We start from the raw sequence: 22,220 nt of genomic DNA, 5'->3' as shown, positions 1-22,220 counted from the left end.
ACAAGATGCTCAAGCCCAGGCAGGACCTGCAGCCGAATACTGCGGACTATGAAAACCTGGCTTTCGTGAAGCCGACCGGTTTCCGCGAATACGATGCGCGCTGGATTCTGGAAAAGGAGATCAACCTCCTCGGCATCCAGGCGCTGGGCCTCGGCCTGGCGACCTATGTCCACGAAATCGGCGCGCCGCCGAAGATCGTCACCGGTCATGACTTCCGCAGCTATAGCCTCAGCGTCAAACAAGCCCTGATCCTCGGCTTGCTTGAAGGCGGGATGGAGGTTCTGGACGTGGGCCTGGCGCTGTCGCCCATGACCTATTTCGGCCAGTTCGAACTTGATGCGCCCTGTGTGGCCATGGTCACCGCCAGCCATAACGAGAACGGCTGGACCGGCGTGAAGATGGGCGCGAACAAGCCCCTGACCTTCGGCCCCGAAGAGATGAGCCGGCTGAAAGAGATCGTACTGAACGGCGAAGGCGTGGCCCGGCCGGGCGGCAGGCTGGTCCGGATCGAGGACTTCCGCGAGACCTATGTCGCCGACGTTGCCTCCAAGGTTCAGATCAAGCGGCCGCTGAAGGTGGTCTGCGCCTGCGGCAACGGCACGGCGGGCGCCTTCGCACCCGATGCGCTTCGCCGGATGGGAGTCGAGGTGATCGAGATGGACACCGACCTCGACTACACCTTCCCCAAATACAATCCGAACCCGGAAGATCACGCCATGCTGGTTCAGATGGCCCAGCGGGTGCGCGAGACGGGCGCCGACCTGGCCTTGGGCTTCGACGGCGACGGGGACCGGTGCGGCGTGGTCGATGATACGGGCGAGGAGATCTTCGCCGACAAGATCGGCCTGATGCTGGCCCGCGACCTGTCCAAGGTCTATCCGGACAGCACATTTGTGGTCGATGTGAAGTCGACCGGCCTCTACAAGACGGACGAAATCCTGAAAGCCAATGGCGCGGAGGTCGTCTACTGGAAGACGGGCCATTCCTACATCAAGCGCAAGACCGCCGAACTGGGGGCCCTGGCCGGGTTCGAGAAGTCGGGACACTTCTTCATGGCCGGCGACCTCGGCCATGGCTATGACGACGGTCTTGTCGCAGCCGGCGCCGTCCTGGCCATGCTGGATCGTAACCCGGGCAAGAAACTCAGCGAACTGAAAGCCGCCCTGCCGGACGCCTGGACCAGCCTGACCATGTCGCCCCATTGCGACGACGAGCTGAAGTACGGGGTGCTGGAGCGGATCGTGAAGGAATACTCCGACCTGGCCGATGCCGGGGGCGCGATCCTGGGTCGCAAGATCCTTGAGGCCATCACCGTCAACGGGGTGCGGGTGCATCTGGAGGACGGTTCCTGGGTCCTAGTCCGCGCCTCGTCGAACAAGCCGGAACTGGTGGTGGTGGTCGAGAGCATGCGCTCCGAGGACGACATGCGCGATCTGTTCCGCAAGGAGATCAAGCCGCGCCTGGCCGCCTATCCCGAGATCGGCGCGTTCAACCAGGAAATCTGAAGGGCGCTGAACCATTCTGCGCGAAGACCGCTTCCTCCCGCACGAGCCCTCCGGAGGAACAGTTGCCGCGCTATTTTTTCCATACTCAGAACGGCGATTGCATCCGCGACGAACAGGGCGAGGAGCTTAAGAGCGTGGAGGCCGCGCGCGAGGAGGCGGTGGCGGTGCTCGGAGAAATCTTGCGTTATCGCGGCGCTTCGTTCTGGACGACGCAGGCGTTCACCGTCATCGTGACGGACGCAGACGGCGAAACCGTCGTCAGCATCACGGCGTCAGCCTCCGATACGGCGCCGGACGGATGGACCTTGGAGGCCGCCCGATGATCAAGCTTCGCCCCGCCCCACGAATCTCTAATCTGGTCGAGAAACTGTCGCTGCGCGACCGGGTCTCGCCGGAAGAGGTGGCCGCGCTGGAAAAGGTGCTTGATGCCCCCCGGACGGTCGCGGCCGGATCGGACATCGTGCGCGAACACACCCGACCGACACACAGCACCCTTTTGATCTCCGGCTTTTCGGCACGCTATTCGACACTGGCGGACGGCGCGCGCCAGATCACCGAGATCAACATCTCGGGCGACTTCATCGATCTGCACAGCCTGCTGATGAAACAGATGGACCATGGCGTCGTCGCCCTGACCGACTGCGTCGTCGCCCAGGCCCCGCATAGCGCCCTGATCGAGGTGACCGAACGCCATCCGCACCTGACCCGCCTGCTGTGGCTGGACACCATCATCGACGCCGCCATCCACCGCCAGTGGCTGGTGGCCATGGGTCGACGCAGCGGCCTGGGTCATCTGGCCCATCTGGTTTGCGAACTCTATCTGCGTCTCCAGACCGTCGGCCAGACAGGAGAGATGACGTTCGAACTGCCGTTGACCCAGACCGCCCTGGGCGATGCGCTCGGCCTATCGACCGTTCATGTCAGCCGTCTGGTCTCGGAGTTGCGCGGCGAAGGGGTCGTCAACTGGTCGGGCGGGCGGATCGATATCCTGGATTGGCGGCGGCTGGCTGAGATGGCCGAGTTCGACCCCACCTATCTGAGGCTTCAGTGCGAGCCGGTCTGACCCCTTAACGCATGTTATCGCGCACGGCGCCGCTTCGCGATCTAGACGGCGTATGTCGAATCCGAATCTGGCCCATTCCCTGCTGTCTCATCTGGCGGTCCAGGGGCTCGACGAAGGCGATTCCTTCGTCGCCGCTCCAGGCGAGCGCACCGCCGCAACCCGCGACGGCGAACCTCTGGTCACCTTGATCCTGGACGGAGTCGCCGCGCGATTGGGACCGAACGAGACCCTGTCACGCGGCCTGGCGTCGCGCGATGATCTGGTGAATTTCGACGTCGTGCTGGGGAACGGCGAGGTCGAGACCGCCCTGTGGCTGACGCGGGGGCGTTTCATGGCCTTGCCGGCGCGGACGCTGGCGCACCGAATAGATAAATCCTCATTGGTCGAGACGACCGTCGCCGATCTGCGACGTCGCAACGCCGCGCTGCGAGCGGAGGTCGCACGGCACGCCGGTCTTCGGGTCAGCCAGCGGCTGGGCGCGCTGATCCTGGACGTGCACGACCTCGGCGGAGGCGACACGGTGGCGCTGCGCCAGAGTGATCTGGCCGACCTGATGTCCGTGCGCCGGGCCAGCGTCTCGACCGGCTGCACCGAGCTTCAGGGCCTCGGCGCCATCCGTCTGCGCCGCGGGGCCATCCAGATCATCGACGTCGACGCCCTTCGCAACGCCGTCGTCGGCGGTCACTCCACCGTGACGGACTTGGCCAGGTTGCGGGGCTGATCGACGTCGGTGCCCTTCTGAACGGCGGTGTAATAGGCCAGCAGCTGCACCGGCACGGCATAGACCAGGGGTGCGATCAGCGGGTGGCAGTCGGGGGCGTGGATGCGGCGGATGCCGGCGCCGTGCGGATCGGGGGCCTTTTCCGGCGCGATCATGATGACCGGCCCGCCGCGCGCGGCGACTTCCTGCAGGTTCGACGCCGTCTTCTCGAACACATCGTCCAGCGGGGCCAGGGCGATGGTCGGCGTCTCTTCGTCGATCAGGGCGATGGGGCCGTGCTTCAGTTCGCCGGCGGCATAGCCCTCGGCATGGATATAGCTGATCTCCTTCAGCTTCAGCGCGCCCTCCATGGCCAGGGGGAACATGGCGCCCCGCCCCAGGAACAGGACGTCGTCGGCCTTGGCCAGATCCTGAACGACGGCGCGGATGCTGTCGCCCATCGTCAGGGCCTCGGCAATCAGGCGGGGGCTTTCGAACAGAGCCTTGACCAGTTCGGCCTCCTGGGCCGCATCGATCCGCCCACGCGCCACGCCCGCTGCGACGGCCAAGGCTAGGAGGGCCGCAACCTGGGCGGTAAAGGCCTTGGTCGAGGCGACGCCGATTTCCGGCCCGGCATGGGTGGGCCACAGCACGGCCGCCTCGCGCGCCATGGACGAGGAATGGACGTTGACGACGGCGGCGGTGTTCAACCCTTGCGCCTTGCACCAGGTCAGGCTGGCCAGGGTGTCGGCGGTCTCGCCCGATTGGCTGACGGCGACCGCCAGGGTCTTTTGCGACACAGCCGGCGAGCGGTAGCGGAACTCGGAGGCGATCTCGACGTCGCAGGGCAGGCTCGCCAGCTTCTCGAAGGCGTAACGGCCGATCTGGCCGGCGTAGAAGGCGGTGCCGCAGGCCAATATCTGGATCCGGTCGATGGCGGCGAAATCGACGGCGTTCATCTTGGCCGTCCCGGTCACCAGATCGAGATATTCCGACAAGGTATGCTGAACGCTGTCGGGCTGCTCATGGATTTCCTTTTCCATGAAGTGGCGATACTCGCCCTTCTCGACCATGGCCGAGGACGCCGAGACCTGGACCACCGCGCGGTCGACCGGTTTTCCGGCCACGTCGAACATCTGGGCGCCGGCCTTGGTCACGGCGACGTAATCGCCCTCTTCCAGATAGGAAATCTTCTGGGTGAAGGGGCCGACGGCGAGCGCGTCGGAACCCAGATACATCTCGTCCTCGCCCCAGCCGACCACCAGCGGGCTGCCGCGCCGGGCTCCCAGGATCAGGTCGTCTGTGCCGTCGATCAGCACCGCCAGCGCATAGGCGCCGGTCAGGCGGTCCAGGGTGATCTTGAACGCCTCCAGAGGGCTGCGGCCCGTGTTCAGTTCAGCGTCCAGCAGGTGGGCGATAACCTCGGTGTCGGTCTGGCTTTCGAACACATGGCCTTCGGCGGCCAACTCGGCCTTCAGCTCGGCGAAATTCTCGATGATGCCGTTGTGGACCAGGGTGACGCGCCCGGCCTTGTGCGGGTGGGCGTTGGCCGTCGTCGGCGCGCCGTGCGTGGCCCAGCGGGTATGGCCTATGCCGACCGTCGCCGTCATCGGCTGTTCGGCCAGGACAGCTTCCAGATTGCGGATCTTGCCCTGGGCGCGCCGGCGCTCGACCGCGCCGTCGACAACCGCAGCGACGCCCGCCGAGTCGTAGCCGCGGTACTCCAGCCGCTTCAGGCTGTCGATCAGCCGGGGTACGACAGGTCCGTTGCCGGTGACGCCGATGATGCCGCACATGCGCTGGAAGCTCCAAGGAAATAGGGAAATGGCAGGGCGCCGCTTTGCACTGGCGGCGATCCGGGGCTAAGCCACACACCAAGCCCCACTGGCCGTCTATGCAATCTTAAGACGGACTGCACCTAAAAAAGGGGTTTCGGAAGGTTTCCCGCTACGGAAGCCGCCAGACGAAGGACCAAGCCTTGGGCGACAGAAAATACTTCGGCACCGACGGCATTCGCGGGCGCGCCAACACCTATCCGATGACGGCCGAGGTCGCGCTGCGCGTGGGGCTGGCCGCCGGGAAACTGTTCCGCACCGACGACGACCGCCGCCATCTGGTGGTGATCGGCAAAGACACCCGCCTATCGGGCTATACGATCGAGCCGGCTCTTGTGGCCGGCTTCGCCTCTGTCGGTATGGACGTGCGCACCTTCGGACCTGTGCCGACCCCAGGAGTAGCCATGCTGACGCGGTCGATGCGCGCCGACCTTGGTGTGATGATCTCGGCCTCGCATAACGACTATGCCGACAACGGGATCAAGCTGTTCGGTCCCGATGGTTACAAACTGTCAGATAAGATCGAGCTGAAGATCGAGGCCATGATGGACCAGAGCTTGGACCAGGGTCTGGCGCCGTCCAACAAGCTGGGCCGGGTCAAACGGATCGACGACGCCCAGGCCCGCTATATCGAGATCGCCAAACAGGCCTTCCCCAAGCGGCTGACGCTGCAAGGGCTGCGCATCGCCGTCGATTGCGCCAACGGCGCCGGCTACAAGGTCGCGCCCACCACCCTGTTCGAACTGGGCGCCGAGGTCTTCCCCGTCGGCGTGACCCCGAACGGGACCAACATCAACGCCGAGTGCGGCTCGACCCATCCGGCGACCCTGGTCGATGCGGTCAAACGCTACCGCGCCGACATCGGCATCGCCCTGGACGGCGACGCCGACAGGTTGATCATCTGCGACGAGAAGGGCCAGGTCGTGGACGGCGACCAGATCATGGCTCTGGTCGGACTGGACTGGGCCAGACGCGGCATCCTGACCGGCGGCGGCGTGGTCGCCACCGTCATGTCGAACCTGGGGCTGGAGCGGCGGATGACGGCCGAAGGCTTGACGCTGGAGCGGACCAAGGTCGGCGACCGCTACGTCATGGAGCGGATGCGCGAGGGCGGTTTCAACATCGGCGGCGAACAGTCGGGCCACATCATCCTGCACGACCACGCCACGACCGGCGACGGCCTGATGGCGGCGTTGCAGGTACTGGCGGTGCTGGTCGAGTCCGGCAAGCCGATGAGCGAACTGGCCCGCCAATTCGACCCCGTCCCGCAAAAGCTTGAGAACGTCCGCTTCACGGCTGAAAAGCCGCTGGAGACCGCTGCGGTCAAGGCCGCCATCGCCGAGGCCGAGGCGGCGCTGAACGGTCAGGGGCGGCTGCTGGTTCGGCCGTCGGGCACGGAAAAACTGATCCGCGTCATGGCCGAGGGCGACGACGAGACGCTGGTGAAACGTGTGGTGGCCGATGTCGCCGGCGCGGTGCGCGCCGCCGGCTGAGGGTCGGCCCTTAAGGCTTGCACGCCGCCGGCGGGTCGCCGTCGCGTTCCCACAGTTTGCAGGACCGGTCGATCTCGCCCTGGATCAGGTCGCAAGGGTTGGCGGCGTTGCAGGGCGGGCGGGTCGCCGGGCTGACCTGGATGCAGCGCTCGACCAGACGGGCCGAGGCGGCGGCCCCGATGGCTTCACGACACGGAACTTCGCTGACCGGAACCGGCTGAGGCGCCATGTCCGGCCCCTCGGGGATGCTGGCCTGGGGCTCCTCGGCTGGCTTTGCCGGCTCTTTAGCCGGAGCCTCCGCCTTGGCAGGCGGAGCGACCGGCGTGGTTTCCGGCTGTAGAGGAACCGCATCGATCACCTCGGGGTTCGACGCCGAATCGCTGGATGCGGTCGCTCCGGGACCGGAGGGCTGACATCCGGCCATGAGCACGGCGCAGGCGGCCAGCGAAAGCCATTGGGATCGACGCATGGACTTGCCTCCAGTCAGGACCAACGGCGTCAGGATGCCCGCCTGCGGCCCAAGGCGAAACCCCTTATCGCTTGATCGCCGCCAGCGCCGCCTTCTGCAGGGCGAACAGTTCGGTGCAGCCGACCTCGGCCAGCGAGAACAGCCGGTCGAATTCAGCGCGCGAGAAACCGCGCTTCTCGCCGGTGGCCTGGACCTCGACGATCTGGCCCGCGCCGGTCAGGACGAAGTTGGAATCCGCCTCGGCCTCGGAGTCCTCTTCGTAGTCCAGGTCCAGAACGGGCACGCCGTTGCAGATGCCGCACGACACGGCCGCCACCTGGTCCAGGATCGGATCGGACTTCAGCACGCCCTCGTCGCGCAGATAGTTCAGGGCCGAAGCGATGGCGACCCAGGCGCCGGTGATCGAGGCCGTGCGGGTGCCGCCGTCGGCCTGGATGACGTCGCAGTCCAGCACCACCTGACGCTCGCCAAGAGCCTTCAGATCGACCACGGCGCGCAGGCTACGGCCGATCAGACGCTGTATCTCCTGGGTGCGGCCCGACTGCTTACCTGCCGCAGCCTCGCGGCGACCGCGCGTGTGAGTGGCGCGGGGCAGCATGCCGTATTCGGCCGTGACCCAGCCCTGGCCCTTGCCGCGCATCCAGCCGGGAATGCTCTCCTCGACCGAGGCCGTCACCAGCACCTTGGTGTGGCCGAATGTGATCAGGCACGAGCCCTCGGCATAGCGGTTGACGCCGGTCTCGATGGTCACGGGACGCAGTTGATCGTCGGTGCGTTGCGAATGGCGCATTGAGAGCACTCCTTGGAAGTCTGGCCTTGGAAGCCGTGGCGGCGGTGCTTATCCTGAAACCGTGAGCCTGTATGCCCCCAAAACCCCGCCGTTCGATGGCGCCCAGTCCCTGGCGGGATTGGCGGGGCTGGATGCGCGCGCTCGGGACATCTTCCGCCGGATCGTCGAGAGCTATCTGGAGACGGGCGAGCCGGTCGGATCACGCACCCTGTCGCTGGGCGGGATCGCCCTGTCGCCGGCCTCGATCCGCAATACGATGCAGGACCTGACCCTCGCCGGTCTGCTGGCCTCGCCCCATACGTCCGCGGGGCGGATCCCGACCCATGCGGGCCTGCGCCTTTTCGTCGACGGCCTGCTGGAGATCGGCGACCTGACTAAGGAGGAGCGGCGCGAGATCGACGGGCGGCTGGCCGGGCGGGGCCGGAACTTCGAATCCGCCCTGGACGAGGCGTCCAACCTGTTGTCAGGCTTGGCGGGTGGCGCGGGCGTGGTGTCGAGCCCGGTGCGCGAGTCCGGCGTCAAACACGTGGAGTTCGTGGCTTTGGGCGGGGATCAGGCCCTGGCGGTGATCGTCGCCGACGACGGTACGGTCGAGAACCGGATCATGACCCTGTCGGCGGGCGTCACGCCGTCCACCCTGGTCGAGGCCTCCAACTTCCTCAACGCGCGCCTGCGCGGCCGCCCCTTCGCCGACGCCAAGCGGGAGATGACGCACGAACTGGAAATCGCCAGACGCGAACTGGACCAGACCGCGGCCCGCCTGGTCGAAGACGGGTTCGCCGCCTGGTCCGGCGGGCCGGACCGTGAGCGCGCCCTGATCGTGCGCGGCCGCGCCAACCTGCTGCAGGACGGCGAGGGGCTGGCCGACCTGGAGCGGGTCCGCGTCCTGTTCGACGACCTGGAGCAGAAGGAACAGCTGATCGGCCTGCTGGACGGTGTCGATGCGGCCCAGGGCGTGCGCATTTTCATCGGCGCGGAAACACGGTTGTTTTCACTTTCGGGTTCCGCCGTGATCGCGGCGCCCTATATGAGCGGCCGACAACGGGTTCTGGGCGCCATCGGCGTCATAGGGCCTGCAAGACTGAACTACGCCCGTGTCATTCCGTTGGTGGACTATACCGCCCGGGTGCTGGGCCGGATGCTGGACGGGAACGACAAGTGAGCGACAAGCCCCTTAACGAAGACTTCAACGCAGACGCCGATATGGCCGAGACCAACGCTGAACACGGCCTGGATTCTCATCCGTCAGATGACCTGGCGCCGCTGGATGCCGTCATCGCCGAACGTGACGAGTGGAAGGACCGCGCCCTGCGCGTCGCCGCCGAGATGGAGAACCTTAAGCGCCGTTCGGAAACGCAGCAGAATGACGCTCGCGCCTTCGCCATCCAGCGCTTCGCCAAGGACCTGCTGGGCGTGGCCGACAATCTGGAGCGCGCCCTGATGGCCGCGCCCAAGGACGCCGAGGGCGCCACAGCCGGTCTGGTGACCGGACTGGAACTGACGCAGAAGGCCCTGCTTCAGGCCTTTGAAGGCAATGGGCTGAAACGTGTCGCACCCCAGGCGGGAGAGCCCTTCAACCCGCATCTGCACCAGGCGATGATGGAACAGCCGTCTGACACCGTGCCCGGCGGATCGGTGATCCAGACCATGCAGTCCGGCTTCGAACTGTTCGGCCGCACCGTCCGTCCCGCCATGGTGGTCGTCGCGGCCAAGGGGTCGGGCGCGCAAGGCTCCAACCCCTACAGCGGCGCACAGGCCGCCGAGGGTCAGGCCTTCGACGGCAAGGCCTGATCCAGGGTCGTCAGGCGGCGTCGGTCAGAACTGACGCCGCCAGGCCCCGATCAGGGCGAACTCCGGCGGCGCGTCCGCCACATGGCGCGGCTCGCGGCTGGCCACGGCTTGCAGCGTCATGCTCGATCCGTCCCATAGACGACGCTCGCCGCCCAGAATGAAATCGACCTGCCGTCCGCTGGGGGTCGCCGAGAAGCTGCGGCGCGAATAGGTCAGGGGATCGAAATATTCGATCGGCACATCGGCCAGATAGGCCGAGAAGGTCCCGCTCTCGATCCGCAACGGCTGCGCCAGGGTGAGGCTGAACCGGTCACAGACCATCGAACAGCCCGTCAGCAGACCCAGCCGCCAATTCGAACTGATCGCCGCCCGGTCCATCGACAGGAACCGTCCCTCGATCCGGCTGGACCCCATCCCCGCCTCGCCGATCAGCCGCAGGTTCGGTCTCAACGACCAGTCGCCGCCCACGGCGTAGAAGCTGGTGCGCGACGGCAGGGCGAAATCCGACCCGCCCGGCAGGAAGGCGCCCAAGGGGCCAAGCCGCTCGTCCAGGGCGCCGACGCTGAACGACAAGCCGCCGTCCGCGACACGCCATCCGATCGAGGCCCGGCTATAGGTCGAGGCGTCCCCCTCCACCCGGCGCAGCGGCATGCGACGATCGCCGCCGCCGCTTTCGGCCGAGACGGTCACGGCCCCGAACCGCATGGCGCCGCGCATCGCATGATCGGCCTGGGCCAGGGCCGCGAAACCGTCACCCGCCGTCCCGTCGAAGGGCGAGACCGCCCCGCCCTTGCCCTGCCAGACCGAGAAGTTCATCCGCCCGGTCTCGAGGTTCAGCATGGCCTCCTGGCGCGGCTCGTCGCCCATCCAGGGGGCGTTGTAGAGGTCCTGTCGGGGCGCCACGGGTTCCGGCGTCGGACCGGGCTGGGCCGCGATCAGGTTCAGCCGTCCGCCCCCGGGCAAGGCCAGGCTGGTGGTCGCTGTCGTGCTCTGCTCGAAGGGCGCGGCCTGATAGGAGCGGCTGGGCGCTGTCGGATAGGCTCCGCCCAGCTGGACCGCGAACATCCGCTCATAACCGTCGAACAGCACGGTCTCCAGGGCGGTCTGGCGCGAGAAGGCGTCGCCGAAGGCGGCGCCGACGAAACTGCCGGGCTCGCTCTCGGCGACGATCGAGGTTCCGTCCGCCATCGGGGTCGAGGTCGCGCCGACGGGCTGGAAGGCGGCGCTCATGTCCAGCAGGCCGCGCCCATAGACGATGTCCGTACCCGGATCGCCGGCGTCGCGCGCCGTGTCGATCAGGATGGCCAGGGCCTCGCGCGCGCTCAGATTGGGGAAGGCGTCCATCAGCAGGGCCAGGGCGCCCGAGACGTGCGGCGCCGAAAAGGACGTGCCGTTGATCCGGTAACACTGCGTCCCGTCGCAGCCGGTGATGACATCCTCGCCCGGCGCGGAAATATAGGCGGCGGCGGTGTCGCCGGCCCGGTTCGAGAAATCCGACATCAGGCTGTTTTCGCCATGCGACCCGACCGCGATGACGGCGCCGGCGAAGCGGGGATCGATGGCGTAGCGCGCCGGCCAGCCCGGGTTGGCCTCGCCGTCGTTGCCGGACGAGGCGACGATCACCGCCCCGGCGTTGACCGCCCGAAGCAGGGCCGCCTCGAAACCCGACCCCAGACGACCGTCGCCGCCCAGCGACATGTTGATGATCTTGACCCCGTGGGCGACGGCGTAGTCGAGCGCGCGCACCAGATCCGAGCTGGAGAAGCAGACCTGATCCTCCTCGTCATCGCAGTCGGAGATGTCTGTGCGGATCGACAGGATGGTGGATTCATAGGCCACCCCGATGGTCCCCAGACCATTGAAGTTCGAGGCGATGACGCCCGATACCAGCGTGCCGTGGCTGTCGTTGGCGACATAGGGGGTGTTGCGTCCCGCGACCACATCGGTCGAGTCCGACGAGATCCGGCCCTGCAGGTCGGCTTGGGTGGAGCTGACGCCGGAATCGACCACGGCGACCGTGACGCCGTCACCGGTCGCGCCGGCCTGCCAGCCGACCTCCGCCCTCATATTGGCCAGGCCGTAGTTCCGAAGATATTCGCTCGAGGTCACCGACGGCGGCGGTGGGGGAGGCGGAGGCGGAGGAGGCGGGGGAGGAGGCGGGGGCGGCGGTGTGATCGTGCCGCCTCCCCCCCCACCACCACCGCCGCCGCCTCCGCACGCAGCGAGCGGCAGGAACATCAGACCCAGGCCGAGCCATATGGCCCCGCGACGCCGCGATCCGCTCATCCCGAACTCCTCCGCACAGGGCCGCCCTCCGCAGCCGTAACGATACTAACGCCCTAATTCTTTAACGCTTTATCGAAGATAGCCAGAAGTTTGGACCAGCCGTCCTTGGCGTCAGCCTCGGAATAGCTGGCGCGATAATCGGCGTGGAAACCATGCGGCGCGTCGGGATAGACGACGATCTCGCTGCCGGTCTGGCCCGCACGGGCCAGGGCCTCGCGCATCCGCTCGACGCTGGCCAGCGGAATGCCCTGGTCCTTGCCGCCATACAGGCCCAGCACCGGCGCCTTGAGGTCGTCGGCCAAATCGACCGGCCAGGGCTGACCCGACGAGACCTGCACCGGCGTCGCATCGGCGGCGGGGGCCAGACGGCCGTACCAGGCCACGCCGGCGCCGATGGCGGCGAAGCGCGCCGCCGCCTGCCAGACCACCTTGCCGCCCCAGCAATAGCCGGTGATCCCGACCTTGCCGTCTTTCGACCAGCCCTGCTGGCTGGCCCATTCCAGCGTCGCCGACAGGTCGCCCATCACCTGTTCATAATTCGCCGCCCCGACGATCTGCATGATCCGCCCCATGTCCGACAACGGCGCGGGATCTTCGACGCGGTTGAAGAAGGCGGGGGCAATCGCAGCGTAGCCCTGCTTGGCCAGCCGGCGGCAGATGTCGCGGATATATTCGTGAACGCCGAAGATTTCCGACACCACTACCACGACCGGGAAGGGCCCGTTTCCGGCAGGCCGCGCCACATAGGCCGGCAGTTCGAAGCCGTCGGGGGCGGCATAGGTCACCGCCTCGGTCGCCAGTCCGTCCGCGTCCGTCGTGATCGGCTTGGACTCCTTGGCCAGGGCCGCGACGGCATAGCCGGAGAACAGCAGCCCCCCGAGCGCCCCCAAAGTTCGGCGGTTCAGCTTCAGGTCGTCGGCGGTCTGGCCTTCGGGACGGATCAGGACGGTCATGGGCGCGCTCCAGCGAAACAGACGCGCAGACGATCACGCCCGACGCCGAGCGTCCAGTCACGTTAAGGCGCGTCGCAAAGGTCCCGCGACCCGGGAGAAGGGCGCTCAAGCAGCGAAACGCCGCGCGTCGAGCGGTAGCGCCCTTCTTCCCAACGATCAGTGCCTGAAGACCCGAACCCCGGTGAAGGCCATGGCGATGCCCTTCTCGTCAGCGGCGGCGATGACCTCGGAGTCACGCATCGATCCGCCGGGCTGGATCACCGCCGTGGCGCCGGCCGCGACCGCTTCCAGCAGACCGTCGGCGAAGGGGAAGAAGGCTTCCGAGGCGCAGGCCGAGCCTTCGGCCAGGGAATGGGCCAGACCCTTCGCCTCGCCGGCCTCCTTGGCGCGTATGGCGGCGATGCGGGCGCTGTCGCGGCGGTTCATCTGACCGGCGCCGATGCCGGCCGTCTGGCCGTCCTTGGCGTAGACGATGGCGTTGGACTTGACGTGTTTGGCCACAGTGAAGGCGAACAGCATGTCCTGAATCTCGGTCGGTGTCGGCTGGCGCTTGGTGACGATCTTCAGGTCCGACGGCTTGATCAGCGAGCGATCACGAGATTGGACCAGGAAGCCGCCGGCGACCGAACGGAACACCTCGCCCGGCCCGTGCGGGTCCGGCAGGCCGTCGGTGATCAGCAGGCGCAGGTTCTTCTTGGCGGCGAAGACTTCCTTGGCCTCGTCGTCCGCGCCGGGGGCGATGACGACCTCGGTGAAGATGCCGGTGATGGCGCGGGCGTCGTCGCCGGTCAGCGGGCGGTTGACCGCGATCACGCCGCCGAAGGCGGAGACGGCGTCGCATTCCAGGGCGCGGGCGTAGGCTTCGGACAGGTCCTTGCCCACGGCCACGCCGCAGGGGTTGGCGTGTTTGACTATGACCACGGCCGGGGCCTCGAACTCGGCGACCAACTCATAGGCGGCGTCGGCGTCGGCGATATTGTTGTAGCCCAGCTCCTTGCCCTGGATCTGGGTCGCATGGGCCACGCCGGGACGCGCCTCGCCGGTGCGGTAGAAGGCGCCGGTCTGGTGCGGGTTCTCGCCATAGCGCAGGGGCTGGGCCAGGGAACCGGCGATGGACTTGCGGGCCGGGGCCACGTCCTCGACCTGTTGGGCGAACCAGCCGGAGACGGCGGCGTCATAGGCGGCGGTGCGGGCGAAGGCGCGGGCGGCCAGGCGTTTGCGCAGGGCCAGATCGGTCGAGCCCTCCGCCTTCAGCGCCTCAAGGATCAGGCCGATGCTCTCGCCATCGACGGCGACCGCGACATAGCCGTGGTTCTTGGATCCCGAGCGGATCATGGCCGGGCCGCCGATGTCGATATTCTCGACCGCCGCCTCGAACGAGCCGCCTGCGGCGACGGTGGATTCGAACGGATAGAGGTCGATCCAGACGATATCGATGGCGCCGATGCCGTGGTCGGTCATGGCCTTGGCGTGGTCTGCCGCGTCGCGCACGCCCAACAGGCCGCCGTGGACGACCGGGTGCAGGGTCTTGACCCGGCCGTCCATCATCTCGGGGAAGCCGGTCAGATCAGCCACGTCCTTGACCGGCAGGCCCAGTTTTTCGATCGCCGCGCGGGTGCCCCCGGTCGAGACCAGTTCAACGCCCAGGTCATGCAGGGCGCGGGCGGCGTCTTCCAGCCCGGCCTTGTCGGACAGGGAGATCAGGGCGCGTTGCGGCTTCACCTGATCGGGCGCGGGCGGAAAGTCGGGAGCGGCGGGCATGAGGCGGCGTCCGTGGAAGGCTGGGGGAGGATGGCGCGCCCTCTAGCGCCAATCGGGCTCCCCGTCACCCCACGGACGATTCTAGGTCGGGTCGCCGCTCGCGCCCGCCGGGCTCAGTTTCCAGCGAATCTTGGTCTCGCTGTCGGTGCGGGCCGAGCCGCGCACCACGATCTGAAGCGAGCGGCGGGTCAGGCCGGCGTCGATATGAACGCTGGGCTCGATGGCCACGTCCGGTCCGTCGGTCCTGAACCACCAGCCCCGGCTCGAGGCCCCGCGCAGCAGGATCGAACGACGGTCGCGCGCCAGGGACGCCTGCACACCGGGCTCCAGATGGAAACGGATGGCGTAGGGCGCCGCGATCTGGCGCAGCATCTCCTTGCGGCCGGGCGTCGGAAACAGCCTCTCCTCGGCCCGCAGCTCGTCCAGTCGCTGGTCCAGATACAGACGCCGCTGGTGGTTCAGCCCGAACAGCTCGGTCCAGCCGTCGTGCTCCATCTCCAGCCAGACCGCCCCGTCGCCGCCGCGCTGGTCCGTCGTCACATGGATCGGCGGCCCGACCAGTCGCGGACCCAGCAGATCGCCCTTCCAGCCGCCCAGCGGCTCGTTCAGCGACCGTTCGCCCAGCGTCAGGGTCGAATGGCCCGGCGTCAGCCGCAAGGCCTGACGGTCGGTCGAGGCGGGCGTCCATCCCGAGCCGGTCACCAACCGATCCTTGCCGCATGCGATCTCCAAAGCCATCGGCTGGGCGCAGGCGGACGCGCCCCAGGCGCCCCGCGCCGGCGCGGCGGCGTCGGCGACGATAGCCAGAAGCGGACTGGCGATCCGCTTTAGACCGGCGACAGTCCCTATGGGCGAGACGGGCGGCTCGCCCTTGACCGGAACAGCCTCATCGTCATGGGCGCGGGCCGCAGCGACCCGTTCGGCGCTCGACGGACCGCCACCCTGGAAGCTGGCCAGGCGCCCATCAGGCAAGGTCAGCAGGCGAAGGCCCTGGGTCAGTCGGGCGATGGCCGCCGAGATCCCGTCGGGCGTCGGCTCGGACAGTTGGGACAGGGCGTCGTCCAGCGTCAGCAGGTCGAGCAGAAGCTCCAGCCCGGCCTCGGGACTGCGCGACGCGTGGCCACCGTCGTCCTGAACGGTCGTCTTCAAGGCGCCGTCCAGCCGCGACAGCGCGCGACGACGCAGGGCCTGCCCCGGCGTTCCGGCCAGGACGCAGCCGCCGATGGCCGCCGCCGTCAGACGCTCCGCCCGCGTCGCCAGCCCGCCGGGCGGACGCAGCAGCTGCCGGGTCTGGCGCGCCAGGGTGTCGGCCAGCCTCAGTCGCTCGGCCTCGGTCGCCACCGCGCCCATACGGCGCGCGCCGCAGGCCAGGTTGATCACCCGGCGCGCCAGCACTTCCGGCCCCCAGGCGAAGGGCGACCAGCGGGCGAAGGCGTCAGCCCAGGCCAGGGTCAGGCGCAAGGCTTCGCGCGCGCCGCGATCGCCCTGGGCCATCAGCCCCGGCAACCAGACGAAGGCGTGCAATTCGACGGCGAAGGGCCGCGAGGGGCTGGGCCGGTTCCAGGGATCGGCCGGCGGCTCGACCTCCATAGAGGCGCCCGCCAGCATGAAGCGGCCGACCAGGACGGTGCGACCCGGCGCGGGATCGTGGGGACGGAAGTCGCGGGGCGTGGCGGCGAAGGCGGTCACCTTGCCCCCGCCCAAGGTCAGGCCGTAGCCGGGCAGGCCGTAAAGTTCGATCCAAAGCTGACGCGTCGCCAGCCGTCCGGCCAGCGCGGGCCACAAGCCCGGTCCGGTCGCCGCATCGCCCGCCCGCACCGGGGTGCGCACCGGGGCGCCCGGCAGCCCGGGAATCTGACCCGAGGCGACGTCCGGCGTCGCGTCGGCGCTGCGCGGGGCGAAGGGGCCGAGAGGGCTCACGCCGCGTTCTGCCCTGCGTTCGGCGCAGCCTTCAGGGCGGCGATATTGGCCGAATAGTCGCCCTTGAACACGAACGACCCGGCGACCAGGGCGTCGGCCCCGGCGGCGACGCAGGCCCCGGCGTTGGCCGAGGTCACGCCGCCGTCCACCTGCAGGTGCGCCGCCGATCCGGCCCGGTCCAGAATGGCCCGCGCGCCGGCGATCTTGCGCAACGAACTGTCGATGAACTTCTGGCCGCCGAAGCCCGGATTGACCGACATGATCAGCACCAGATCGACCAGATCGACCACCTCTTCCAGGATCGACAGCGGCGTCGCTGGATTGAACACCACCCCGGCCTTGGCCCCCAGCTGGCGAATCCGGCCCAGGGTGCGGTGCAGGTGAGGCCCGCTCTCGGGATGGACGGTCAGGACGTCGGCGCCCGCCTCGCGGAACGCCTCCAGCCACGGATCGACCGGCGCGACCATCAGGTGCACGTCGAACGGCAGGCGGGTGTGCGGCCGGATCGCCTTCACGATGTCGGGGCCCAGGGTGATGTTCGGCACGAAATGCCCGTCCATCACATCGACATGGATCCAGTCGGCGCCCGCCGCCTCCAGCGCGCGAACCTCTTCACCCAGCCGCGCGAAGTCGCTGGCGAGGATGGACGGACAGATCAGGGGGGTAAGGGCCATGGCCCCTCGGATAGGACGGCTTGCGGACGGGAGCAAGCCGCTCTCCCTCAGGAAACCCGTTCCAGCTTGGCGGCGAAGAAGCCGTCGAGGCCGCCGTGTTCGGCCCACATGGAGGGCAGGATGCGCAGCCAGCCTTCGGGCGTCAGGGCCTCTGGCGGCGCGCCTAGGATGGCCGGATCGGCGACGACGGTGCGGAAGGCGGGGTTGCGGCGCAGGAAGGCGATGATCTGGGTCTCGCCCTCCTCGCGCTCCAACGAACAGGTGCAATAGACCATCCGCCCGCCCGGCCTGACCCGCTCAGCGGCGGCGTCGAGCAGGCGGTGCTGGACGTCCGCCAGTTTGGCGACCTCTGCGGGCTTGGTGGCGCGCAGGACTTCCGGATTGCGGCGGAAGGTGCCGGTGGCCGTGCAGGGCGCATCCAGCAGGACGGCGTCGAAGGTGCGGTCGTCTTCCCAGTCCTCGGCCGGGACGGCGACGACCTCGGCCGTCAGGCCGGTGCGTTCAAGGTTCTGGCTCAGGCGTTTCAGGCGCGGGGCCGAACGGTCCAGGGCGACGACCGATGCGCCGGCGGCGGCCAGTTGCAGGGTCTTGCCGCCCGGCGCGGCGCACATGTCCAGGGCGGTCTCGCCCGGTTTGACGTCCAGCAGGCGCCCCGGAACGGCGGCGGCGGCGTCCTGCACCCACCAGTCGCCGTCGTCGAAGCCGGGCCAGGTCGCCACATCGCCGCGACGGCCGGTGCGAACGGTGCCGCCTGTCAGAGCCTCGCCTTCGACGATGGCGGCCACGGCGGCGGGATCGACGCCCGGCTTCAGGCTGAGATCGGTGGCCGGCTCCTCACGAGCGGCCAGGGCCAGGCCGGTCAGGGCGGCCTCGCCATAGGTCGCCTTCCAGCGGGCGGCGATCCAGTCGGGCAGATTGCTTTCGGCCGTCGTCAGGCCTGGTCCTTCACGCCCCACGCCGCGCAGCACGGCGTTGACCAGGTTCTTGTAGGGCCGGGTCTTGGGGTCGCGCTCGGCCAGTTTCACCGCCGTGGAGACGGCGGCGAAGGCGGGCGTCTCCAGCACCAGGGTCTGGGCCAGGGCGATGCGCATCAGGGTGCGGACGGCCTCGGGGGGAGACTTCTTCAGGCGGCGGTCCAGGATCTGGTCGATCTCGCCCAGACGACGCAGCGCGGCCATGGCCACAGCGCGAGCGAAGGCGCGGTCCACCGGCTCCAGCGCGCGGGCGGCAGGCTGGGCCAAGGCCTCGTCCAGGCCGTTGCGCTTCTCAAGCGCGGCGTTCAGCAGAATGCCGGCGACGACGCGGGCCTCAACGCCGATGTCGTCTTGAGACGGACCTTGGGCGACCTCGGCGGGGGCCGGACGAGGCCGGCCCTTGGTGGCCATACGGCGACCGCGCGCCTGCGAACTTTGTCCGCCTTGTCCCTCAGCACTCATACGGCCACCTGCGCGCCCAGTTCGACCACCCGACCGGGCGGAATATGGAAGAAGTCGGTGGGATTGGCGGCGTTGCGCATCAGGAAGATGAACAGCCGGTCCTGCCACAGCGGCATGCCCTGGCGCGCCGACGGGATCAGCGAGCGGCGGCCCAGGAAGAAGCTGGTCGACATGATGTCGAACTTCAGTCCCTGCTTGCGGCACAGACCCAGCGCGCGCGGCACGTTCGGCGTCTCCATGAAGCCGTAGGTGACCGTCAGCTTTTTGAAGTCGTCGTTGATCGGCTCCATCCTGACCCGGTCGGCCTCCTTGACGCGCGGCCGTTCCGAGGTGCGCACGGTCAGGATGACGTTCTTCTCGTGCAGCACCTTGTTATGCTTGAGATTGTGCATCAGGGCGACCGGCGCGACATCCGGATCGCTGGTCAGGAAGATGGCCGTGCCCGGCGCGCGGTGCGGCGGTCGGGCGTGCAGCATCTCGATCAGGTCGGTCAGGGGCAGGCTGTCCTTGCGCGTCTTGGCCGTCAGGATCTGGGTGCCGCGCACCCAGGTCCACATGACGACGACCAGACAGGCGCCCAGCACCAGCGGCATCCAGGCGCCGTCCGGAATCTTCAGCAGGTTGGACGTCAGGAAGATGCTGTCGATGACGGCGAACGGGATAAGCGTCCCCGCCACAGCCCACATGGGCCATTTCCACCCCTTGGTGATGACCGAATAGGCCATCAGCGTATTGACCAGCATGGTCCCCGTCACGGCCACGCCATAGGCGGCGGTCAGATTATGCGAGCTCTGGAACACGACCAGCAGCACCAGCACCCCGATCATCAGGAAGCTGTTCACGGCGGGCACGAAAATCTGGCCCGCCTGGGTCTCGGAGGTGTTGCGGATGTCGATGCGCGGCAGCAGGCCCAGTTGGACGGCCTGTTGGGTGACCGAGAAGGCGCCGGTGATCACCGCCTGAGACGCAATGACGGTGGCGGCGGTCGCCAGGATCAGCATGGGCCAATAGGCGAACTCGGGCACCATGTTCCAGAACGGGTTCTCGGCGGCGGCGGGATTGTCCAGGATCAGGGCGCCCTGGCCCAGATAGTTCAGCGTCAGACAGGGCAGGACGAAGGCCAGCCAACCCATGCGGATCGGCGCCTTTCCGAAATGGCCCATGTCGGCATACAGGGCCTCGGCCCCCGTGACGGCTAGGAAGACGCTGCCCAGAATGATGAAGCCCAGGAAGCCGTCATGCACCAAGAGGCTGACGCCGTAATAGGGCGACAGGGCGCGCAGAATGCTGATGTCGTCGAAGATGTGCACCAGGCCCAGCGCGCCCAGGCTCAGGAACCAGATGGCCGTGATGGGGCCGAAATATTTGGCCAGGCTGGCGGTGCCGCGCGACTGGACCATGAACAGCCCGATCAGGATGCCGGCCGAGATCGGCACGATGAACGGATCCAGCTTCCCGGCTAGACCGGGCGCGTCCTGCAGCCCCTCGACCGCAGACAGAACGGAAATGGCGGGCGTGATGATGCCGTCGCCATAGAACAGCGCCGCGCCGCAGACGCCGAGAATGAAGATCCATGCGCTGCGCCGACCGACCGCGAACTGAGCCAGGGCCATCAGCGACAGGGTGCCGCCCTCGCCCTTGTTGTCCGCGCGCATCAGGAAGAAGACGTATTTGAAGGTCACGACGACCATCAGCGCCCAGAAGGCCAAGGACACGACGCCGACCACGGCTAAATCGCCGCCCACGCCGTTCTGGGCATGACCGATCGCCTCGCGCAGGGCGTACAGCGGGCTAGTGCCGATGTCGCCGAACACCACGCCGATCGCGCCCAGGGTCAGGGCCCACAGACCGCCGTGCTTGGCGACCTGGCCTCCTGGAGCGTGGGACGCGGGTCCCGTGGCGTGGGTAGGCTTGTCCGGCGTGTTCGACGCGGGCGAGGGAGCGCTCGCGTCGTGGGGAGTATCCCCGGCCATGCGTATCCTCCGGGTCTCCGGCGACATCGCCGGTCCCTTCAAAGCGGCGAGCCTTTAGGCCCATTCCGCGCGGTCTTCAATCGTGCCGAAGAGGATTCGGTTTCGGCGTTCGGCGTGGGGATTTGTGATTCGGCCCGCGAACGCCTATTTTCACGCTAGGAACAAAACCATGTCAGACAGCCAGCGCTTCCCCGTCGCCGCCCACACCCTGGCCTATATGGCTCACAAGGGCGCTTATGGACCTGCGCAGGCCGCGCCCAGCGGCGTGCTGGCGTCGTCCATCCCGACCAATCCCGTCGTCGTCCGTCGCGTGACCGCCCTGCTGGCCAAGGCCGGGCTGATCGCCACCCGTCCGGGCGCCACTGGCGGTTCGTGGCTGCTGCGCAGGCCCGAAGACATCCGGCTGGACGAGGTGCTGCGCGCGGTGAACGGCTGCGCCCACATCGGCTCGCCGCCGGCGGGGGCCAAGGGCTGCCCGGTCGGCGAACATATTCCGCGTCAGGTGGCCAAGGCCCTGACCGCCGCCGACGAGGCCGCGACAGAGGCCCTGTCCAAGATCACCATCGCCGACCTGCTGGAGCAGAACCCGGCCTCCCTCGCCGCCTTCGCGCCCCACGCCGCCTGCCCCGTCGCGGCGTAACCCCGAAATGAGACGAACCGTCCTGGTCACGGGCGCCTCGGCCGGCATCGGGGCGGCGCTGGCAAGGGTCTATGCCCAGAACGGCTGGGATGTGGTGCTGACCGCCCGGCGCGCGGCCCCCTTGCAGGCGCTGGCCGATGCGTTGTCCGACGCCCACGGCGTGACGGCGACCGTCATTCCCGAAGACCTTTCCGACCCTGCCGCGCCGGAACGTCTGGTCGCCGCCATTGCGGCGCGCGACCTGACCGTCGACGGCCTGGTCAATAATGCGGGCTTCAGCAGGGTGACAGGCTTTCTGGATACCGACCTGAGCGCCCACGGCGCCATGATCCAGGTCATGCTGACCGCGCCGGTCGAGCTGTCGCGTCTGCTGCTGCCCGGCATGATCGAGCGCGGCTTCGGCCGGGTGCTGAACGTGGCGTCCCTGGCCGGCCAGATGCCGGCGACCGGCGGCGACACCCTGTACGGCCCGATCAAGAGCTTCCTGATCAAGGCGTCCCAGGGCCTGCATCTGGAAACCCTGGGGACCGGCGTTCACGTCACGGTGCTGAACCCCGGCTACACCCTGACCGAGTTCCACGACGTCAACGGCTCTCGGGACCAGGTCTCCAGCGCCTATCCGCCCTGGATGTGGATGGACGCCGTCCGCGTGGCCCGCATCGGCTACGACGCTTGCGAAGCCAACCGCCCCAGCGTCACGCCCGGCGTCATGAACAACGTTATGGCCGGTCTGGCGCGCTTTCTGCCCGACGGCCTGGCGCTGCGCATGGTGGCGAACCATGCCAAGCGGCTGGAGCGGCTTTAGGGCGCGGTCGCTTAGTCCCTTAGTTATACCGCCGTCATCCTGGGCCTTGTGCCCAGGATCCAGAATCACCGTGTGTCCGCAGAGCGCGCCCTCGTTGAAACCGGGCGTCTGGATCCTCGCCACAAG

19 protein-coding genes are annotated in these 22,220 nt (G+C 68.1%); 9 read left to right on the top strand and 10 right to left on the bottom strand.

Going from position 1 to position 22,220, the window contains the following annotated elements:
- Window positions 1-5 precede the first annotated feature (5 nt).
- From ACODSC_RS09400 to ACODSC_RS09385, 4 genes are all read left to right on the top strand, one after another.
- Window positions 6-1,505: a phosphomannomutase/phosphoglucomutase gene (locus ACODSC_RS09400; protein ID WP_488813637.1), complete on the top strand. Its 1,500-nt coding sequence runs from the start codon at window positions 6-8 to the stop codon at window positions 1,503-1,505.
- A 62-nt stretch (window positions 1,506-1,567) separates the two neighbouring features.
- Complete coding sequence (locus ACODSC_RS09395) at window positions 1,568-1,828, top strand: DUF6894 family protein (protein WP_488813636.1); 261 nt, start codon at window positions 1,568-1,570, stop codon at window positions 1,826-1,828.
- The gene (locus tag ACODSC_RS09390; protein ID WP_488813635.1) at window positions 1,825-2,568 is read left to right on the top strand and encodes a Crp/Fnr family transcriptional regulator; all 744 of its coding nucleotides are present in this window, start codon (window positions 1,825-1,827) and stop codon (window positions 2,566-2,568) included. The genes ACODSC_RS09395 and ACODSC_RS09390 overlap by 4 nt, the downstream gene beginning before the upstream one ends.
- A 52-nt stretch (window positions 2,569-2,620) precedes the next feature.
- Window positions 2,621-3,289 carry a helix-turn-helix domain-containing protein gene (locus tag ACODSC_RS09385; protein ID WP_488813634.1) on the top strand — a complete coding sequence of 223 codons (669 nt, stop codon included), beginning with the start codon at window positions 2,621-2,623 and terminating at the stop codon, window positions 3,287-3,289.
- Here ACODSC_RS09385 and glmS read toward each other — a convergent pair.
- Complete coding sequence (gene glmS, locus ACODSC_RS09380; protein WP_488813633.1) at window positions 3,250-5,064, bottom strand: glutamine--fructose-6-phosphate transaminase (isomerizing); 1,815 nt, start codon at window positions 5,062-5,064, stop codon at window positions 3,250-3,252. The two genes, ACODSC_RS09385 and glmS, sit on opposite strands and share 40 nt — an antisense overlap.
- A 182-nt stretch (window positions 5,065-5,246) precedes the next feature.
- Between glmS and glmM the strand changes: the two genes are divergently transcribed.
- A complete protein-coding gene (gene glmM / locus ACODSC_RS09375; RefSeq protein ID WP_488813632.1) occupies window positions 5,247-6,596 on the top strand; it encodes a phosphoglucosamine mutase in 1,350 nt (449 codons plus the stop codon).
- A 10-nt stretch (window positions 6,597-6,606) separates the two neighbouring features.
- Here the strand turns inward: glmM and ACODSC_RS09370 are convergent, their stop codons facing one another.
- Both ACODSC_RS09370 and rph read right to left on the bottom strand, forming a co-directional pair.
- Window positions 6,607-7,065, bottom strand: a complete 459-nt coding sequence (locus tag ACODSC_RS09370; protein WP_488813631.1) for a hypothetical protein — start codon at window positions 7,063-7,065, stop codon at window positions 6,607-6,609.
- A 64-nt stretch (window positions 7,066-7,129) separates the two neighbouring features.
- Window positions 7,130-7,855 carry a ribonuclease PH gene (rph, locus tag ACODSC_RS09365; protein ID WP_488813630.1) on the bottom strand — a complete coding sequence of 242 codons (726 nt, stop codon included), beginning with the start codon at window positions 7,853-7,855 and terminating at the stop codon, window positions 7,130-7,132.
- A gap of 109 nt (window positions 7,856-7,964) precedes the next feature.
- Here rph and hrcA point away from each other — a divergent pair, with 109 nt between their 5' ends.
- Entirely contained in the window at window positions 7,965-9,017 is a 1,053-nt protein-coding gene (gene hrcA / locus ACODSC_RS09360; protein ID WP_488814056.1) for a heat-inducible transcriptional repressor HrcA, read from the top strand.
- A 41-nt stretch (window positions 9,018-9,058) separates the two neighbouring features.
- A complete protein-coding gene (gene grpE, locus ACODSC_RS09355) occupies window positions 9,059-9,646 on the top strand; it encodes a nucleotide exchange factor GrpE (RefSeq protein ID WP_488814055.1) in 588 nt (195 codons plus the stop codon).
- A 24-nt stretch (window positions 9,647-9,670) separates the two neighbouring features.
- On the opposite strand, the gene ACODSC_RS09350 is transcribed toward grpE, so the two are convergent.
- The 7 genes from ACODSC_RS09350 to ACODSC_RS09320 all read right to left on the bottom strand — a co-directional run bounded on the left by ACODSC_RS09350 (window position 9,671) and on the right by ACODSC_RS09320 (window position 20,649).
- A complete protein-coding gene (locus tag ACODSC_RS09350; protein WP_488813629.1) occupies window positions 9,671-11,755 on the bottom strand; it encodes a S8 family peptidase in 2,085 nt (694 codons plus the stop codon).
- Window positions 11,756-11,985: 230 nt separating this feature from the next.
- On the bottom strand, window positions 11,986-12,885 hold the full coding sequence (locus ACODSC_RS09345; protein WP_488813628.1) for a dienelactone hydrolase family protein: 900 nt from the start codon (window positions 12,883-12,885) through the stop codon (window positions 11,986-11,988).
- A 156-nt stretch (window positions 12,886-13,041) separates the two neighbouring features.
- Window positions 13,042-14,646 carry a bifunctional phosphoribosylaminoimidazolecarboxamide formyltransferase/IMP cyclohydrolase gene (gene purH, locus ACODSC_RS09340; protein WP_488813627.1) on the bottom strand — a complete coding sequence of 535 codons (1,605 nt, stop codon included), beginning with the start codon at window positions 14,644-14,646 and terminating at the stop codon, window positions 13,042-13,044.
- An 81-nt stretch (window positions 14,647-14,727) separates the two neighbouring features.
- Window positions 14,728-16,566 (bottom strand): heparinase II/III family protein, encoded by a 1,839-nt coding sequence (locus ACODSC_RS09335; RefSeq protein ID WP_488813626.1) that lies wholly within the window; start codon window positions 16,564-16,566, stop codon window positions 14,728-14,730.
- Entirely contained in the window at window positions 16,563-17,240 is a 678-nt protein-coding gene (gene rpe / locus ACODSC_RS09330; RefSeq protein ID WP_488813625.1) for a ribulose-phosphate 3-epimerase, read from the bottom strand. The genes ACODSC_RS09335 and rpe overlap by 4 nt, the downstream gene beginning before the upstream one ends.
- A gap of 47 nt (window positions 17,241-17,287) precedes the next feature.
- The gene (locus ACODSC_RS09325) at window positions 17,288-18,625 is read right to left on the bottom strand and encodes an RsmB/NOP family class I SAM-dependent RNA methyltransferase (RefSeq protein WP_488813624.1); all 1,338 of its coding nucleotides are present in this window, start codon (window positions 18,623-18,625) and stop codon (window positions 17,288-17,290) included.
- Window positions 18,626-18,672: 47 nt separating this feature from the next.
- A complete protein-coding gene (locus tag ACODSC_RS09320; protein ID WP_488813623.1) occupies window positions 18,673-20,649 on the bottom strand; it encodes a potassium transporter Kup in 1,977 nt (658 codons plus the stop codon).
- A 169-nt stretch (window positions 20,650-20,818) separates the two neighbouring features.
- On the opposite strand from ACODSC_RS09320, the gene ACODSC_RS09315 reads away from it, so the two are divergent.
- Entirely contained in the window at window positions 20,819-21,289 is a 471-nt protein-coding gene (locus tag ACODSC_RS09315) for an Rrf2 family transcriptional regulator (RefSeq protein ID WP_488813622.1), read from the top strand.
- A 7-nt stretch (window positions 21,290-21,296) separates the two neighbouring features.
- A complete protein-coding gene (locus tag ACODSC_RS09310) occupies window positions 21,297-22,094 on the top strand; it encodes an SDR family NAD(P)-dependent oxidoreductase (protein WP_488813621.1) in 798 nt (265 codons plus the stop codon).
- The last annotated feature ends 126 nt before the right edge of the window (window positions 22,095-22,220 follow it).

The organism is Brevundimonas sp. FG128 (assembly GCF_057809775.1).
The sequence above is the reverse complement of the archived record's forward strand: the minus strand, read 5'-3'. Positions and strand labels throughout refer to the sequence as shown.